The 15,947-nt window shown below is 58.9% G+C and carries 20 protein-coding genes; 15 read left to right on the top strand and 5 right to left on the bottom strand.

Going from position 1 to position 15,947, the window contains the following annotated elements; translation table 11 throughout:
- From NT179_00705 to NT179_00650, 12 genes are all read left to right on the top strand, one after another.
- The coding region (locus tag NT179_00705) for a methyl-accepting chemotaxis protein (protein MCX5720536.1) at nucleotides 1–356 on the top strand (356 nt) is incomplete at its 5' end.
- 396 nt (nucleotides 357–752) lie between these two features.
- A complete protein-coding gene (locus NT179_00700; GenBank protein ID MCX5720535.1) occupies nucleotides 753–1,217 on the top strand; it encodes a DUF420 domain-containing protein in 465 nt (154 codons plus the stop codon).
- Between the two features lie 342 nt (nucleotides 1,218–1,559).
- Nucleotides 1,560–2,378: a protein-glutamate O-methyltransferase CheR gene (locus tag NT179_00695; GenBank protein MCX5720534.1), complete on the top strand. Its 819-nt coding sequence runs from the start codon at nucleotides 1,560–1,562 to the stop codon at nucleotides 2,376–2,378.
- Nucleotides 2,379–2,488: 110 nt separating this feature from the next.
- Nucleotides 2,489–3,088: a chemoreceptor glutamine deamidase CheD gene (locus tag NT179_00690; GenBank protein ID MCX5720533.1), complete on the top strand. Its 600-nt coding sequence runs from the start codon at nucleotides 2,489–2,491 to the stop codon at nucleotides 3,086–3,088.
- Between the two features lie 83 nt (nucleotides 3,089–3,171).
- Nucleotides 3,172–4,239, top strand: a complete 1,068-nt coding sequence (locus NT179_00685; GenBank protein MCX5720532.1) for a chemotaxis response regulator protein-glutamate methylesterase — start codon at nucleotides 3,172–3,174, stop codon at nucleotides 4,237–4,239.
- 67 nt (nucleotides 4,240–4,306) lie between these two features.
- Nucleotides 4,307–4,645: an STAS domain-containing protein gene (locus tag NT179_00680; GenBank protein MCX5720531.1), complete on the top strand. Its 339-nt coding sequence runs from the start codon at nucleotides 4,307–4,309 to the stop codon at nucleotides 4,643–4,645.
- 27 nt (nucleotides 4,646–4,672) lie between these two features.
- Nucleotides 4,673–5,941 (top strand): SpoIIE family protein phosphatase, encoded by a 1,269-nt coding sequence (locus NT179_00675; GenBank protein MCX5720530.1) that lies wholly within the window; start codon nucleotides 4,673–4,675, stop codon nucleotides 5,939–5,941.
- Nucleotides 5,934–6,293, top strand: coding sequence for an Hpt domain-containing protein (locus tag NT179_00670; GenBank protein MCX5720529.1), 360 nt, complete (start codon nucleotides 5,934–5,936; stop codon nucleotides 6,291–6,293). The genes NT179_00675 and NT179_00670 overlap by 8 nt, the downstream gene beginning before the upstream one ends.
- Nucleotides 6,290–7,201, top strand: a complete 912-nt coding sequence (locus NT179_00665; protein ID MCX5720528.1) for a response regulator — start codon at nucleotides 6,290–6,292, stop codon at nucleotides 7,199–7,201. The genes NT179_00670 and NT179_00665 overlap by 4 nt, the downstream gene beginning before the upstream one ends.
- A 65-nt stretch (nucleotides 7,202–7,266) precedes the next feature.
- Nucleotides 7,267–7,635, top strand: a complete 369-nt coding sequence (locus tag NT179_00660; GenBank protein ID MCX5720527.1) for a pentapeptide repeat-containing protein — start codon at nucleotides 7,267–7,269, stop codon at nucleotides 7,633–7,635.
- Between the two features lie 167 nt (nucleotides 7,636–7,802).
- On the top strand, nucleotides 7,803–8,675 hold the full coding sequence (locus NT179_00655; protein ID MCX5720526.1) for an SDR family oxidoreductase: 873 nt from the start codon (nucleotides 7,803–7,805) through the stop codon (nucleotides 8,673–8,675).
- Between the two features lie 120 nt (nucleotides 8,676–8,795).
- On the top strand, nucleotides 8,796–9,260 hold the full coding sequence (locus NT179_00650; GenBank protein MCX5720525.1) for a response regulator: 465 nt from the start codon (nucleotides 8,796–8,798) through the stop codon (nucleotides 9,258–9,260).
- A 121-nt stretch (nucleotides 9,261–9,381) separates the two neighbouring features.
- Here the strand turns inward: NT179_00650 and NT179_00645 are convergent, their stop codons facing one another.
- From NT179_00645 to NT179_00630, 4 genes are all read right to left on the bottom strand, one after another.
- Entirely contained in the window at nucleotides 9,382–9,819 is a 438-nt protein-coding gene (locus NT179_00645; protein ID MCX5720524.1) for a cytochrome c maturation protein CcmE, read from the bottom strand.
- A 53-nt stretch (nucleotides 9,820–9,872) separates the two neighbouring features.
- Nucleotides 9,873–11,069, bottom strand: coding sequence for a hypothetical protein (locus NT179_00640; GenBank protein ID MCX5720523.1), 1,197 nt, complete (start codon nucleotides 11,067–11,069; stop codon nucleotides 9,873–9,875).
- A 9-nt stretch (nucleotides 11,070–11,078) separates the two neighbouring features.
- Nucleotides 11,079–11,291, bottom strand: a complete 213-nt coding sequence (locus NT179_00635; GenBank protein MCX5720522.1) for a hypothetical protein — start codon at nucleotides 11,289–11,291, stop codon at nucleotides 11,079–11,081.
- Nucleotides 11,292–11,618: 327 nt separating this feature from the next.
- Nucleotides 11,619–12,353 carry a chlorite dismutase family protein gene (locus NT179_00630; GenBank protein MCX5720521.1) on the bottom strand — a complete coding sequence of 245 codons (735 nt, stop codon included), beginning with the start codon at nucleotides 12,351–12,353 and terminating at the stop codon, nucleotides 11,619–11,621.
- A gap of 122 nt (nucleotides 12,354–12,475) precedes the next feature.
- On the opposite strand from NT179_00630, the gene NT179_00625 reads away from it, so the two are divergent.
- The 3 genes from NT179_00625 to thpR all read left to right on the top strand — a co-directional run bounded on the left by NT179_00625 (nucleotide 12,476) and on the right by thpR (nucleotide 15,216).
- A complete protein-coding gene (locus NT179_00625; GenBank protein ID MCX5720520.1) occupies nucleotides 12,476–13,111 on the top strand; it encodes a hypothetical protein in 636 nt (211 codons plus the stop codon).
- A 213-nt stretch (nucleotides 13,112–13,324) separates the two neighbouring features.
- Nucleotides 13,325–14,611, top strand: coding sequence for a competence/damage-inducible protein A (locus NT179_00620; GenBank protein MCX5720519.1), 1,287 nt, complete (start codon nucleotides 13,325–13,327; stop codon nucleotides 14,609–14,611).
- On the top strand, nucleotides 14,608–15,216 hold the full coding sequence (gene thpR / locus NT179_00615; protein ID MCX5720518.1) for an RNA 2',3'-cyclic phosphodiesterase: 609 nt from the start codon (nucleotides 14,608–14,610) through the stop codon (nucleotides 15,214–15,216). Before NT179_00620 ends, thpR begins: the two co-directional genes overlap by 4 nt.
- Here the strand turns inward: thpR and NT179_00610 are convergent.
- Nucleotides 15,213–15,848: a hypothetical protein gene (locus NT179_00610; GenBank protein MCX5720517.1), complete on the bottom strand. Its 636-nt coding sequence runs from the start codon at nucleotides 15,846–15,848 to the stop codon at nucleotides 15,213–15,215. The two genes, thpR and NT179_00610, sit on opposite strands and share 4 nt — an antisense overlap.
- Nucleotides 15,849–15,947 lie beyond the last annotated feature (99 nt).

Genomic DNA, 15,947 nt, shown 5'->3' with positions numbered 1-15,947 from the left:
TCTCGGCGGCTTCGCAGGAGCAGGCCAGCGGGATCGACCAGGTGAACAAGGCGATCATGCAGATGGACGAAACGACGCAGCAGAACGCGGCCTTGGTGGAAGAGGCGACCAGCGCCAGCCAGTCCATGAAGGAGCAGGCCAAGGAACTCATGACCCAGGTGGCCTCGTTCAAGATGAGCGGGACCAGTGACGCGTCGCACGTGAAGCGTGAAGCGCCTGCAAGTCGTGGAACATCCGGCTCTGGAACGAGATACGCTTCACGAGATACGCATCACGCGGCACCGAAGCCGTTGCTCAAGAAACTGGCTGCGGTTGCCTCCAGCAGCGGCAAGGATCGCGAGTTCGAGGAATTTTAGCAGCAGGCTGAAAACGTCCGCCAGCGTCGTTCTCGTCTCATCGAAATCCTCAACGTACCCCTGAGGGTACGCCTCCGGTTTCGATTCGCCTGCGGCCTTGCTGGGCGGTGTTTTTGAGCATCCTGTGGTTGTTCGGACCGCGATATCACTCGGAAGATTTCAGCTGTTCTTTTTGCCTAAACCGAGTTTTCTCGCCGCCTCTCAGGGGACGGAAATGAGCGAGGCTGGCGGACCGGCGGGACCGGAACGGCTCAAATGGTGAGGAAACGCGTTTATTTTGTTAGCAGAGGGATATCCGGCGATAATCATTCAGGAGTCGAGCCATTAAGGAATAGCTTCGTTCAACCGATAGAGCATTAACCGGCAAGCATCTCTCCGGCTTTATTGGAGGGCGTTATGGACATGAAGAGTTGGCTCTGGTATGGCGTGCTCACCAGCATCACGGCTGCCTACCTGGTCGCAATGGCCGGCGTTCGGTCTGCCAAGCAGCATGAAGTCTCGCATCATTCCAGGCGGATGATCGTGGCCTGCACGATCGTCGGGATCTGGCTTGTCGCCTATGTCTTGAAACAGGTGCTCTTCGGCCGCGAACGATTCGGGGGGCCTGACACCCATTACTGGTCGCTCTATGTGCCGTTGTTTTCTATCCATATGGCGCTGGCGGTGACGACGATCAGTCTCGGCGGGTACAACCTCTACATGGGGCTTCACCGGATTCGCTACGGGAGCGTGGGCGCCATGTCGTCCCGGCTGTCGTTGCATCGCCGGTTGGGGCAGCTGCTGGTTTGGACCTTTTCCGGCACCATGGCGACGGCCTATCTGGTCTATCTCATGTTGTTTGCCTGGTACCCGGCTTCCTGACGCGAGGCGAGGGTAGACGCGGCAGATCGTTCTTCCTGCCCACCTTGGGTGGCTTCACATCCGGCGGTTTCTCCCTCCCGCGTCAATGACGGAGGGGTGAGACAGGGCCGGGGACCTCCCGTCTGGGCCCTAGGGGTCCGGGGCCTGTATTCCCTCCCTAATTTCAACTCCTTAGCCCACCCAAGACTCCAGTCAAGAATCGACAGCAATTAACCGATAGAGCATCGACGGGTTGCATTGTTTGCACGGCGTGGTGTGCCTGCGAAGGGGGACGATTCCCGCTCGTTGTGTCACCGTCGGATGCCACGCTCGTTGTTCGCCACATACGGAGCCTCGTTGGTTATGGACTATTCGATCACCCCTAAAGAGTTCGAACAGTTTCGCGCGCTCATTTATCAAGAGTGCGGTATCAGCTTAAATGAGAGCAAAAAAACGCTGCTCGTGTCCCGGCTGTCCAAGCGGCTGCGCACGTTGGAGCTGGACTCGTTTCAAGCCTACTACGATATGGTGTCGGGTCAGACGGAGAGCGATGAATTCACGCTGCTCCTGGATCTGGTCTCGACGAATAAGACCGATTTCTTCCGTGAGCCTAAGCATTTCGATTTTTTGCGGGAGCAGATCATGCCGACGCTGCAGCCCAGCCGGCGCATCCGCATCTGGTCGTCGGCATCGTCCTCCGGCGAGGAGCCTTATACCATCGCGATGACGCTCTATGACAGCGTTCCCGATCCTGACCGATGGGACTTCAAAATTCTGGCGTCGGATATTTCGACGCGCGTGCTCGCCAGAGCCGCGTCGGGCGTCTACGAAGATGAGCGCGTGCGGGAGCTCCCGGCGTCAATCGTCGAGCGGCATTTCCTGAAAGGGAAGGGGAACAGCGCCGGCATGATCAAGGTCAAACCCCACCTGACCCAGATGGTGCGCTATCGCCGGATCAATTTGATGGACGAGACCTTTCCGATCAAAGCCCCCCTGGATCTAATCTTCTGCCGCAACGTGATGATCTATTTTGATCGTCCCACGCAGGCGCAATTGGTCAACAAGTTCTATCGCTATCTGAAGCCGGGCGGCTATCTCTTCATCGGACATTCGGAGAGCCTGCAGCGGCTGGACCAACCGTTTAAGGCGATTGCGCCGACGATCTATCAGAAAGAAGCCTAATGCGTCGCTCGTATTTCGCATCTCGTCGTTCGCAAGCGGAGGACTTCCTGGTTTGCGAGATACGCTTCACGTTTCACGAATGACGTTTTTTCACGAATGATGAGGCTTGAATGAGTGATCCGTTTGCCCATGTTAGGCGTATGCGCGACAGCCGCTTCTCTCAAGAGATCGCGGCGATCTTGCCGGGGGAGTTTTTCGTCAGCGCGACTCCGATGATCGTCTATACGGTCCTGGGCTCCTGCGTGTCCGCCTGCATCCGCGATCCGATTGCCGGCGTCGGGGGGATGAACCACTTTATGTTGCCGGCTCCGAAGGAACACCAATCGGGGGATGCCTGGGGTGGGGAGTCGACGCGCTACGGTTCATACGCCATGGAAAGCCTGATCAATGAAATCCTCAAGCGGGGAGGGCTCCGGCATCGTCTTGAGGTGAAGCTCTTTGGCGGCGGGAAGATTTACGAAGGCAATATCGACATCGGCGCGAATAACGCCGCATGGGCGTTGGAATATCTTAAGAACGAAGGGCTCGAAGCGCAGAAGACCGATCTGGGCGACGTGTACCCCAGGAAACTGTATTACTTTCTCGACTCGGGCCGCGTCTTGATGAAGAAAATTCAGCGGGTCAAGAACGACACGATCTTCGATCGGGAAATGCAGTACCAGAAGCAACTGGTGCGCGAACAAGAGTCCAGCAACGTCACGTTGTTCTGACGGGAAGCGATCAGCTCTCAGCGGTCAGCTCCCGAGCTGATCGCTGAAGGCTGACAGCTGATAGCGACTGAGGAGAATCTCTCATGGCAAAGATTCGCGTCCTGACGGTTGACGACTCGGCGCTGATGCGGCAGGTGCTGGCGCAACTGCTGTCGCGGGACCCCGGCATCGAAGTGGTCGGGTCGGCGCCTGATCCGTTCATCGCGCGCGAGAAAATCAAAGCGCTGAATCCGGATGTGCTGACGCTGGACGTGGAAATGCCCAAGATGGACGGGCTGACGTTCCTTGAAAAATTGATGGCGGGCCACCCCATGCCGGTCGTGATGGTCAGTTCGCTGACGGAAGTCGGGTGCGACACGACGCTTCGCGCGTTGGAGCTGGGCGCGGTGGATTTCATCACCAAGCCCAAGATCGATCTTCGTGAGGGGATGGACGAGGTGGCGCAGGACCTGATCACCAAGATCAAGGCTGCGGCGATGGCGAAAGTGAGGGGTAGGGGGGCAGGGGGTCGTGGGACAGCCGAACCTCTGGCCGCTCGTCTCTTGCCGCTCGGCTCGTCGGCGATGATTAAGACGACCGACACGATTATCGCCATCGGCGCTTCAACGGGAGGGACGGAAGCGTTGCGGGCGGTGCTCGAAGTGTTGCCGCCGAATACGCCGCCGATCATTGTGACGCAGCATATGCCTGAACGGTTCACGAAGACCTTCGCCGATCGTTTGAATCAGCTCTGCCGTATTTCCGTCAAGGAGGCGGAAGACGGCGACAGTGTCTTGCCGGGACATGCGTTGATCGCTCCAGGCAGTTATCACATGACCTTGGTCCGCAGCGGAGCCCGGTACAGCGTTCGCCTCAACCAGGACCCTCCGGTCAACCGGCACCGCCCATCCGTCGATGTGATGTTCGACTCCGTTGCGCGCTATGCCGGCGCGAATACCATCGGCGTGATCCTGACGGGCATGGGCGGCGACGGCGCGAAGGGGATGTTGGCGATGAAGCAGGCCGGCGCCTATACCATCGCGCAGGATGAAGCGAGTTGCGTGGTTTTCGGTATGCCGAAGGAGGCGATCAAGCTGGGCTGCGTCGACAAGATATTGTCATTGGATCACATCCCTGCGGCCATGCTCGCTCACGCGAACCGCATGGCCTGATAGACGCGTCAGACGACGCGGGGGTTGATGTCATCACTTGAGTGTAACGGATGAAAGGATCTTGACCATGATAATTACACAGCGTGACATCAAAGACGCCACGGTATTGGACTTGAAAGGCGATCTGACGTACAGCAACCGGGCTGCGTTCAAGACCGCCGTGGAGCAGGTGAGGAGTGGAGGCTGTCGGCACCTCATTGTGAATCTGGAGCAGGTTCGATTCATGGACAGTTCCGGTCTCGGGCTGCTCGCCCTCCTGTCTCAGACGTTCAAAGTCCAGCAGGTCCAGGTCAGTCTCCTGAAACCGCAGAGCTATGTGCGGGAAATCATGAGTCTGGCGAATATTCCCAAGATGATCCCGGTCTATGAGACCGAGGGAGAGGCACTCGCTGTGCGAGCGGCGTAATCGCTTCGCCGCCGACGGGGTAGACTCATGAAACTCAACTCAGCCAAGCCGCTCGCGCGTTCCGTCGATTCGCCGGACTCTCCCTGCGCGATGCCTGGGTTGATTTTGCTGGTGGAGGATGAGCCGGTCACGCGGGCCAGCATGGCGGCGCGGCTGAAGCGGTTTGGACATCGGGTGTTGGAGGTCGACAACGGGCGCGAGGCGCTTGAAATGGCCCGGCGCGAACGGCCCGATCTGATCGTGCTCGACTGGATGATGCCGGAGATGGACGGCCCCACGTTCTGCGAAACGCTGCGGCGCGATCCCGCGATGAAATCCATGTACCTCCTGTTGATGACGGCCCGCGATCAACCGGCGCAGATTGCCGAGGGGTTGGCACGTGGCGCCGACGATTTTTTGAGCAAAGCGGCCAGCAAGGAAGAAATGCGCGCCCGTGTGCTGGCAGGCCTGCGCACCAGCCGGTTGGTGCGTGAACTGGAAACGACCGCCGCAAAACTGGAATCGTCCCTGCTCTTATTGCAAACGAAGCAGGCGGAGATGGATGCGGATCTGCAGTCGGCTGCGTCCTTCGTCCATTCGTTGCTCCCTCGTCAAGGCAGCCCCATCCCGGGTATCGCACTCGCGTGGGAATATCAGCCCTCCTTGACGCTGGGCGGGGATCTGTTCGATGTGATGGCGATCGATAAGGACCATCTCGGCCTCTACATTCTGGATGCGTCGGGACACGGAGTTGCCGCGGCGCTGCGCTCGGCCGCGTTGATGACCTTTCTGCGGGTGGAAAATATTCTACAGATGCTCGGCTCATACGATCCTGAGAGGGTGCTGTTCGAGGCCAACCGGCGGTTTCCTATGAGCGCGGACGGGGAGTATTTCACCTTATGGGTAGGACAGCTGCACTTGCCGACCGGCAGCCTGACCTATGCCGCCGCCGGCCATCCCGGCGCGTTGCTCTGTTTGGCTGAGGGTCCGTCCCGATGGCTCACGCGCGCCTCGTTCCCCCTTGGTATCGATCCGTCTGCGGAATTTGCCAACGACCGCGTTTCGTTGAAGCCGGGCGACCGGTTGTTTTTACTGAGCGATGGGATTTACGAAGTGCCGTCGCCGCGCGGGGAGCTGTGGGGCCGCGAGCGGTTCCAGGCGGTGATCGACGCGGGGAGGCAGCGGTCGCTGTCCGAGACCATTTCGGCGTGTTTTTCTGCCGCTCGAATCTGGCAGCAGGCGCAGCATTTTTCGGATGATGCGGCGGTGATGGGGCTGGTATTGACTGAGTACCAGGAGGAGAAGTCCCATGGATAGCCCAGTGGTGTTGGATCTTTCCGAGGCCTTGAACCAAGCGGATGGCGATCGGGATTTGGTGATCACCTTGGCGGGACTATTTTTGCAAGAGAGTCCCAAAGAGGTCGCGGCGGCGAAGGCGGCGCTGGCACGGCAGGATCGTGATGGGTTGGTGGCGGCTGCGCATAAGTTGAAGGGGTCCGTCATTCCGATCTGCGCGCCGCGCCTCTTCGAGCGCGCAAAACAGTTGGAAGAACTCGGACTCCAGGGCGCGCTCGCGGAGGCCGAGGCGGTCTGCGCCGATGTCGAGAGGCTCCTGGCCGAGGTGCATGCCGCGCTTCGGAAATTGATTGCCGGAGGATTCCCATCATGATCGCCATGCCTCGTTCACGGGCACAGGCTCGTACGTTGCTTGTCGTGGCCGACAATCCTGCTACGCACTCCATGATCCTGGAGCATGCGCGCGAGCGAGGGCATTCGGTCATTTCTGCTTCGACGCCCGCGTTGGGGTTGTCGACCTTCGAGATGACGCAGCCGGACATCGTGTTCGTGGATCTGTTTCTGCCGGAACAGGATGGGATCGTCCTAGTGAGGCAGATTCATGAGCGGCGCCCGACCTGCCCGGTCGTGCTCCTGACCGGCGCAGGCCAGGTTGAATCGACGATGGAAGGGTTGCGCGCCGGAGCCATCGACTATGTGCCGCAGCCGATTGACGAGCAAACGCTCTCGCATGTGCTGCAACGGGCGATCTATCGGCTGCCCACTACGGTGGATGATGCGGCTGGGATCGAACGACTGGAGTATCATTTGGTTATGGCCCCTGATCCGGACGCGGTTGAGAGCACCGTGGCCTGGCTTATCCAAGGGACGGCCATGGGGCTGGTGGAGGCACGGCAGCTCCATCTTCGGTCTGCGCTGCAAGAGCTCATCATGAACGCGGTCGAGCATGGCTGTCTCGAACTTCGCTATCGGGACAAGATCGAGGCGATGGCGAAAGACCAGTATGACGAGCTGATTCAGCAACGCGCGCAGGATGCTCGATTCCGGGATCGCCGGGTCACCATTCGGGCCATCTACGACAAGCGGCAACAGGTGTTGACGTATCAGATTACAGACGAAGGGCAGGGGTTCAATTGGAAGCCGCGCGCGAATGCCGGGTTGGAGGCCTGCTCGACGGCCGATGCCAGCGGACGGGGTGTTTTTCTCGTGCGGTCGTTCTTCCCAGACCTTTCGTACAATGACCGTGGCAACGAGGTCACGCTCACGGTTCCCCTTGGGTGACGGGGCCTCAAGTCCGGTTGAAATGTTCCGATAGCGCTGAGTGATAACCTGGCAGGTGAAATCCTATGGATACGCCCCCTCCCTTTCATCCGGCTCTGCGGATCACGAAGGATCCGATGTATCTTCTGTTGCGTGAGGGTTGCATCACCGAGTTCAATGCCAAGAGGGCGGCGGGCGACCAGGTGGACTTATGCAATTGCGATTTGCGTAACCTCGATCTCCGGGGGTTGACTGTCGAAGGGCTTGATTTGAGCGGATGTTATTTGCGTCAAACCGATCTGCGCGGTCTGGATTTTCGACAGTCCAGGCTCGAAGGCGCCAGCATCAATGCCGCGAAGATTTCAGGGGCCTACTTCCCGGACGAACTGACTGCCGCCGAGATTGAGCTCTCGCTGCTTCACGGTACCCGCATGCGTTACCGCCAGGACAAATAGCTTCTCGGTCGATTCCCTTTCCATCGTTTCCTCGCCCGCTTGATCTATTCGTTAAAAGATTGCTTTTCAGGTAGAGGTTTGCATTGTAACTAATTGACAAGCATTGTTAATCTTAATATGTTATCGCCTGTAAATTATGGTGGTAGATTGCGTGACTCGAGGTGTCTGTGTCGTCTGTCGTGCGGGTAAATAGTGTGGTCATCACCGGAGCGTCAACCGGGATTGGAGCCGCTTGTGCCCTGCATCTGGATGCTATGGGGTTTCGGGTGTTTGCCGGGGTACGGAAGCAAGAGGACGGCGACGTACTGAAAGCGCGAGGGAGTCAGCGGCTGATGCCGGTGCTGCTGGATGTGACGGATGAGGTCTCGATCGCGCAGGCCGCTGCCCTGGTCAAGGCGGCTGTGGGTGACGCAGGAATAGCCGGGCTCGTCAATAATGCCGGTATCGCAGTCGCCGGCCCCTTGGAAGTGTTGCCGATTGCCGAGTTGAGGAAACAATTTGACGTGAACGTGATTGGAGCGGTTGCGGTCACGCAAGCCTTCTTGCCTCTCTTGCGCGAGGGGAGAGGCCGCATCGTGAATATGGGGTCGATTGCGGGGCGGGCGACCATGCCGTTTCTGGGACCCTATTCGATGTCAAAATTTGCGTTGGAGGCGATGACGACGGCGCTGCGCCTGGAGTTGGATTGCTGGGGGATCGAGGTGTCGATTGTCGAACCCGGCGCGATTGCGACGCCGATTTGGGAGAAATCGACCAAGGCCGCCGATCTGCTCCAGGCGACGATAGAACATGAAGCGTTGCCGCTCTATGCCGAACATCTCGCCTGCGTTCGCCGGGCGATCGACGAGGCAGCGAGGCGGGCGATTTCTGTCGCTGCCGTATCCCGAGCGGTGGAGCATGCCTTGACGGCCCGGCGCCCCAAGACCCATTACCTGGTCGGCTCCGATGCCAAGTTCCGCGCGCTCCTGACCCTGCTCCTGCCGCATCGCATGCAGGATGCGCTGCTTCGCTGGTTTTTGAAGTTTCCCTCTCGCCGTTGAAGACGCCCCTTCCTCAAGTCTCTTCTCTGGCGCGCCGATAGAGGAGAAGGCAGAAATAGCGCACCTTGCCTTGAGTAGAGGCTTGCGGTGCGACGCGATGGCGTTCTGAATAGGTGATGCATGGCTCTCTCGCAGACCGTGTTGATCGTCGACGACGATCCGTCAACGGTGTTGATCTGCCGTAAGGCGCTGATGTCGGAAGGCTTTCATGTGCTGGATGCCTCCGGCAGTGCCGAAGCCCTGAAGATTTGCGCCGAATATGCCGATGACATTCATCTGCTGCTGTTCGATCTTTTTCTGCCGCGCCCGGACTTTCGATTGGCCGATACGGAGAGCGACTTTCCCTGTGTCCATGGGCATCAGCTGCTCGTCCGCGTCGTGGAGATGCGCCCGGCCATTCGCGTCATCTGTATGTCGGCTGCGTCGCCTGCTGAGATTGCCGCGCAGGGGATGAAGCTCGGCACGATACCCTTCCGACTCGACAGGATCCCGTTTCTGTCGAAGCCTTTCGCGATGAAGGGCTTGCTGCACGTCGTGCAAGATACGATGGCGGGACCTCCCCTCATTCACGAGGAATGCGCCTAGCCGGATGATCGTGAAGCGTCCCTCGTGAAACGCATCTCGTTTTCGGATCGGAGCTGATGGCTGAACGCTGACGGCTGATAGCTTTCGTTGCGAGATACGAACGACGGACAAAGAAGAGAGGTTACCCGACGAGGTCCGGGTTGAGCCGGTTCAGAGGCTTAATCGAGAGGGCTTTGATTTCGTTGTAGATGATCGTCCGTCCTGCCTGGCGAAGGCGCGCGAAGATGCCTTCCACGATCACCTGGTCGCCTTCCCGGACTTCGACCTGCCCGAGGCTGATGACTTTCAGTGTGCCGGCTGAATCTTTCAATAAAAATCCGTAGGCAGGCTGGCCTTGCCGATTCGTCGCGAGCTGGACGTTGGTGACTTGGCCTGTGACGACCACTTCCTGGCGGTCGTATTGTTCCGGGTGGGAGAGGAGCTCGGTGATCTCCAACAGCCCGGATGCGTGAGCAGAGACCGGTAACGAGATGAGGGCGAATAGGGGAAGTACAAGGGTCAGGACGAGCGAAATCCGACGGAGTTGAAACGGTGGCTGGATACTCGATAATGTGGCCATGATGTAGACCTGTTATACCTTACCGGGCGCAAAGCGCAATCAGGCACGCTGTTCTACCACTTGTCGGAGGCTCTGCCAGTCGCGTCTTCCCCTCTCATGCTGTTGAGGATCTGGGCCTGCATTTCGCTCAATTCCTTTACGGCTGGCTCAGCCGGGCCATCCAGCGCACCTGCTTCAAGTTTCTGCCGCGGCGCAGTCCGCTTGAGTAATTCTTCATCCAAGGTTTCAATCGAGGTGTCCATGTCGTTGAGGATGGCGGTGAGCCGCTGCAGCCCAAATAGATTTCTGGTGATTTCTGAATGCATGGCATTGGAGCTGGCGCCGAAGACGAGCGACGTCCAGAATTTGACCTCGCTTTCCTCTGCCAGGTTGCCCCAGACCATCAAGGTGAGTTTGTCGATGAGCGCGGACTCGGTCTTTTCCAGCCCGTCGTAGGTCGAAAGCGACCGTTCGACTGGTTGCTCCGCGAGCACCGCGAAGGTTTCCCTCCACAAATCCAAGGGCACGGTCGTGGGGGCGAGGCCTGGCGCACTGATCTGTAACTTCGCCTGGAGCGCCTGTAGATATTGCGTGAGGTATTTGACTTTCCGCGCCGCCAGACTGCCGGCTGGGATGCCCCACACATGCCCGATTTCGTGGTCTTGCAGCGGCGCATAGATCGCGGTCTGTCGCTCACGCTCCGCCAGGTTGAGCCGTTTGCGATATTTCTCGGCCATGCGAAGTTGGGTTTGGTACTCGATGCTCAGCCGTTGCTGCTGATAGTCCTCGGCCGTGACTTCATTATCTTCCCACCGTTGTTCCAGCAGGCGGATGGCCGGCCTGGGCAGCACGGTTCTGGCGGAGGCTTCCAAGGCGTCGAGGGTTTCGGCGGAGAGGGCGAAACGCTCGGTCAGGAGGATCCGGGCGCGGTCGGCGAGGCCTTCGCGCAGGCGCAGGAGCCGCTGCAGCGATTCGCATTGCAGCCAGGTCCGTTCCCGCTTGAGTCGCACTTGCCGGCGGTATTGATCGCGCCGGTCCGTGACGGCTTTGATCGATTCTTTGGTCATGAGGCCGTGGATGCGCTTGGTGCCGGTGACGCAGCGGGGATCCGGCTGGTCTGCCACCATGTACAGAATTTCTTCGTCCGTTACGTCAAAGTGCTGGAGCAGGATCAGGCGCAGCATAATCCTGCCTTGCATCGGCATGGCGTCGATGACGGATCGGATCATGTCAGCGGTCAGGAGGGACGTGGGTGAAGCGATGGTGGTCATTTGGAGCCCCTATGCGGTGCCGGAATGGCGCGATTCCAGATAGAGGGCGACATATTCGCGAATCTCTTGAATGGTCCCGCTGACGAACATGTCCCGTGGGATTTCCACGCGTGTGAGGGTGGCAGGGTCGACCCCTCGTTCAACCGCGTAGTCTTCGTCGATGTATAGGCTCAACGATCCGTCGGGAAAGCGAATCGCGTAGAGTGCGTTATTATCAGCCATTGCAAGTGTCGAGGCGCCTGGTTCGTAAATATCCGCCCCTCAGCCTTTAGAGGTACCATATGGGCGATTCGGCTGTCAAAGCGGCGAATCCGCCGCAGAATGCTGAAACAGCCCGCCAGCTTCGTTCTCGCCTCGAACGCATCCTCAACGTACCCCGAGGGTACGCCTCCGGTGCATTCATCGGCTGCGGCCTCACTGGACGGCCTTTTTGAGCATCCTGCTGGGATGTCCCCCCTCTTGTCTAAGTGTAGGGGAGTTCTCTCAAAAAATACGGCCTTCGATCGCGAGACCGAAGGCCGTATCCGAGGTTTCTTCCCGACTGTGGCGTTAGCCGCCGAGCGTGTCGAGGGTTTCCTTGAGGGTCTTGCGAATGCAGGTGAAAATTGGCGTGTCGCGCAAGGTGTAACGTGAGCCTTCGGTTTCGCGGAGCGCCATCACGAGGTCCAGGAAGTCTTCCGGCTTATCGCTCTCAAACGCCACCACCCATTCCTGGTCGTCCAACCCGAACGAATAGGTCGTGTTCAGCTTCACCGAGGGGAAGCGATGGCCGACTTCGATATGCTCGTCCATCATGCCCTGCCGTGCTGCCTTGGTGAGAAGGAACCATTCGCGCGTCTTGAGGAACGGATAGACGAAAATATATTTGGCTTTTCCCGGCACGACGGTCAAACGCTTGCTCTCCTGGTTCTCGTGGGTATGGTGATCCACGTAGACCGAGCGTTTGGTGATCGCGAGATAGGAGTAGGGAGTGGTCAGATACTGGCCCAAGCCTGAGGCCAGGATTTTGGAGGTCATGTCCTGGAACAGTTCCAGCTCGTAGCTGATCCGCCAGAGCATGATGTCGCAATCGCCTCTGATCCCGATTGAGGAGTAGGCCACCACGAGCACTCGGCCTGCATATTCTTCGACCGCGTTCAGGAATTCCTGCTTGCCCTTGGTGCGTTCGCTTTCCGGGAGACGACGCCAGGCCGGGTCGATTTTATAGAAGGCGAAGTTCACATATTGACGTTTCGGCGCCGGGACTGGCGCTTGGGTTGCTGGGGTTTGTTCAGGGGTTGACATCGAGCTCCTCCGTATAACTTCTTGAAAAGGCACGCTAAGTAGCGGCTCGGTTGTTTATCACTTCGTCTTCGCCGTTGTCAACCGGCTGAAGAGCATTGGGGCCGTTCGTTGACAGGTGAAAAGTGATCTGGTACTGGCATGCCATGCAGTTTGCATCGGTCTATGGGTTGAAGAACATCGTGCGGTTCGGGAGCGTGGTTACGCTGAGTTGGCTCCTTCCTCTGTCGGCCCATGCCATCGACGTGCATCCTGCCGCGGAGCAGATTCAGGCCGCCCTCGATCAGGGGAAAGAGGCGGCGCAGAAGCGGAATCCTCCCGATACATTTTATGTTCGATTCGGCGCCACCGACGAACTCCATCCCAGCGGATTTTTGATCACGAAGCTCGGAGGCCTGTCGGTCATGGCGACGCATATGGCCCTTCGGGGGCTTCAGCCGAGCGAGGCCGAGGTGACGCAGGTGCTGGACGGTCAGACGATGTTGGTCAGTACCGTCATCTTCGGGAATGCGCCCAACTTTGCGGTGGATAGCTATATGGTGTTCGAGCAGGGAGGGAAAACCATCAAGCCCGTGACGGTCCGCTTCGATGGATTTGCCAACCGGAGCGCTGCCTGGCCCGAGAGCCCGCGATTCGTCGCGAAGGTGATTGCGTCATTCAACTATGCGGACTTCGACCCGAAGGCTCAGACGACGATCACGGTTTTTCCTGCGAACGGCGGAGAATCGAGCTTTACTGTAGACTTTTCCGCAATCCATTAGCGGGCTGCTGAAAAAGTCCGCCAGCTTCGTTCTCGCCTCGAAAGCATCCTCAACGTAGCCCTGAGGCTACGCCTCCGGTGCTTTCGTCGGTTGCGGCCTTGCTGGACAGACTTTTTGAGCAGCCCGCAGGAATGCTCTCCCGTTGGGCCACATGTGCGGATCATTGAAGTTCTCGTGAGCCAACACAGATCTTCCGAATCAGCTAAGGCGTTTATGGTTCAACGACTTGACGCAGAAATCATCGCGATCGGCACCGAGCTCTTGATTGGGGGCCGGTCCGATTCCAATTCCATTTTTCTGGCTGACGAACTCGGCAAGCTTGGGATCGCTGTTCGCTTCAAGTCGGTCGTCGGGGATGAGAAGCAGGACATTGTCACGGCCATTCACACAGCCGCGAAGCGGGCCCGGGTGATTATTATGACAGGCGGGCTTGGCCCGACGGTGGACGATTGCACGAGAGAGGCGGTGGCTGCCGCGACCGGGCACAGACTCGGTCGGCGCAAGGCCGCGTTGGAGGGGATGACCTCCCGACTCGCGCAATGGGGTCGCACCGCCAGCACTGCGCAGTTGCGCCAGGCCTTGATTCCCTCCGGCGCCACCGTTCTGAATAATCCGATCGGCTCTGCGCCGGGATTCTGTCTGACCTGGAAGAAGGCCTTGATCGTGTCTTTGCCTGGCGTGCCGAGGGAAATGGAAGCGATGATGCAGCAGGAAGTCCTGCCGTTGCTGCGCGCTGCTACTGCATCGTCCGGCCTGGTTCCGCGGGCTCCGATCGCTCGGCTGCTGTTTCATACGTTCGGCCTGGCGGAGGCGGACGTGGATGCCAAGTTGAAGGGACTCGTTCCGAAAGGCTCACCGGTCGATTTGGGGCTGCTTGTCTCGCCCTTGGCGGTGCTTGTTTCGCTGACGACGAAAGGGAATCAACCGGCTCGGGGGAAGCATCCTGATCTGCTGCAGAAGCTGGCAGACGGAGTCCGTTCACGGCTCAGCGAGTGGCTCTTTGCCGAGGGGCGCGACACGATGGAAGAGGTCGTCGGGCGGGAACTGGCGAAACGGGGGCTGACCATCGCGCTGGCGGAATCTTGTACTGGTGGCTTGATCGGCCATCGCCTCACTCAAGTAGCCGGCTCCTCCGCTTATCTGGACCGTGGCGTCGTCTGTTACAGCAATCGGGCGAAGACGGAGATGCTGGGTGTGCCAGCTGATCTCATTGCCAGGCAGGGAGCGGTGAGCCGGGAGGTCGCAGCGGCGATGGCCTGCGGCATTCGCGAGCGAGCCAAGGTGTCGGTAGGACTCAGCGTCACCGGCATTGCGGGGCCAGGTGGCGGGACCGAGACCAAGCCGGTCGGGCTGGTCTATATCGGGTTGGATGGGGGAGTCGGCCTGCCAATTACGAAAGAGTTTCGATTTCACGGCGATCGGAATGTTATCAAGCAGCGCTCGTCACAAGCAGCACTGGATCTCCTGCGCCGTTGGCTGCTGGATCGGGAGCGGACGTGATCCGTGCCTTCCTTGCCGTCGAACTGTCTCATGGTTTGCGGGCCGAACTGGCCACTCTCCAACAGGAATTGAAACGTCGAATTGAGCCGGAGCTGAAGCGAGGCACGCGCATCTCCTGGGCGCAGCCGGACTCGATCCATCTCACGCTCAAGTTCCTGGGCGACATGGATGAGCAGGTGATTGATCCGTTGCGGGTGGCGGTTGAACAGGCAATTGGCAGTCAGGTGGCTGTGATCGTGCCGCTTGAGCGGCTTGGCATGTTTCCTCGTCCGGACAGCCCTCGTGTATTGTGGGCCGGGCCATCGGAGCAGTGGGAAAATGGTTCCGATGCAAAACGAGTCGCGGAGATCCATAGCGCGATCGAGCAGGCTTGTGAAGGATTGAGCTTTCTTCGCGAGCCGAGACCCTTCAGCCCTCATCTGACCTTGGCCAGGATCAAGATGGGGGAGCGCCATGTTGGAACCGCGCTGGCCAAGAGCGGGTTGCTGGATCTGCCGTTGTCATTGGGCCAGCTGGCGGTGGACCGGGTGGTTTTGATGCAGAGTGAATTGAAGCCGACCGGCTCGGTCTATACGAAACTGTGGGACGTGAGGCTGCGGGGTTAATTGTCCGATACGGCAGTAGGCGACGGGTGGCTGATCTCATCGGATAGTCTTCGAAGGACAGCCGTCATATTCGCAAAGGTGCGATCCAGATTCGCCATCACCTCAGGCTCGTCTTCTCCCCAAGCCCAAAACGACAACATCAGCTGCTGGCCATCTTGCAGGGCCGTCGGCCCAGGCAGGGTCGTAAATCGAACCGACATGATCGTGGCGCCAATGGCACCCGATTCGAATGTCGGGTCGGTTTGTCTCAAGGCATGGGCTGTGGCATTGGTCAGCCAGCCGATCTGTGCCGGTGCTGTATTCAATGCCAGGTCACGGTAGAGAATCATCAGACGGCCGGAACATTGCAAACGCTGGGAGGATTGAGCGCTGGTGTTGGCCGCCGCGCCGCTAAAGGCAGAGTCATTGGACTCGAAGGCCGACGTGGGCCCATTGAGCCACTCCAGGAGCCGATAGAAGGTCTCGGTTGCAGGGTACGTGCTCCATGCCTGCATATCTTCAATCGACGACCGGATAAGTTCAGGGCTCGTGCGAAAATCGTAATACCGGTGGGTTGGATCTGATGCGCTGTCGGTCCAAGGGTGGGATCGGGGGTGTAAGGACTGAGGATCGCTATGCTCGTAAATCTTCATCGTCCATCACATGTCATGCATGCATCGGCCAGGGCTGAGACCTGTTCGGGGTCTGCTTTGCAGCATAACAAGAATGAGGCATTCTGTGTGGATGGCCTC

It is taken from the genome of Nitrospirota bacterium (assembly GCA_026387665.1).
In the GTDB taxonomy this organism is placed as follows: Bacteria; Nitrospirota; Nitrospiria; order Nitrospirales; family Nitrospiraceae; genus Palsa-1315.
Note: the sequence above shows the minus strand (reverse complement) of the source record. Positions and strands in the feature narration are given on the sequence as shown.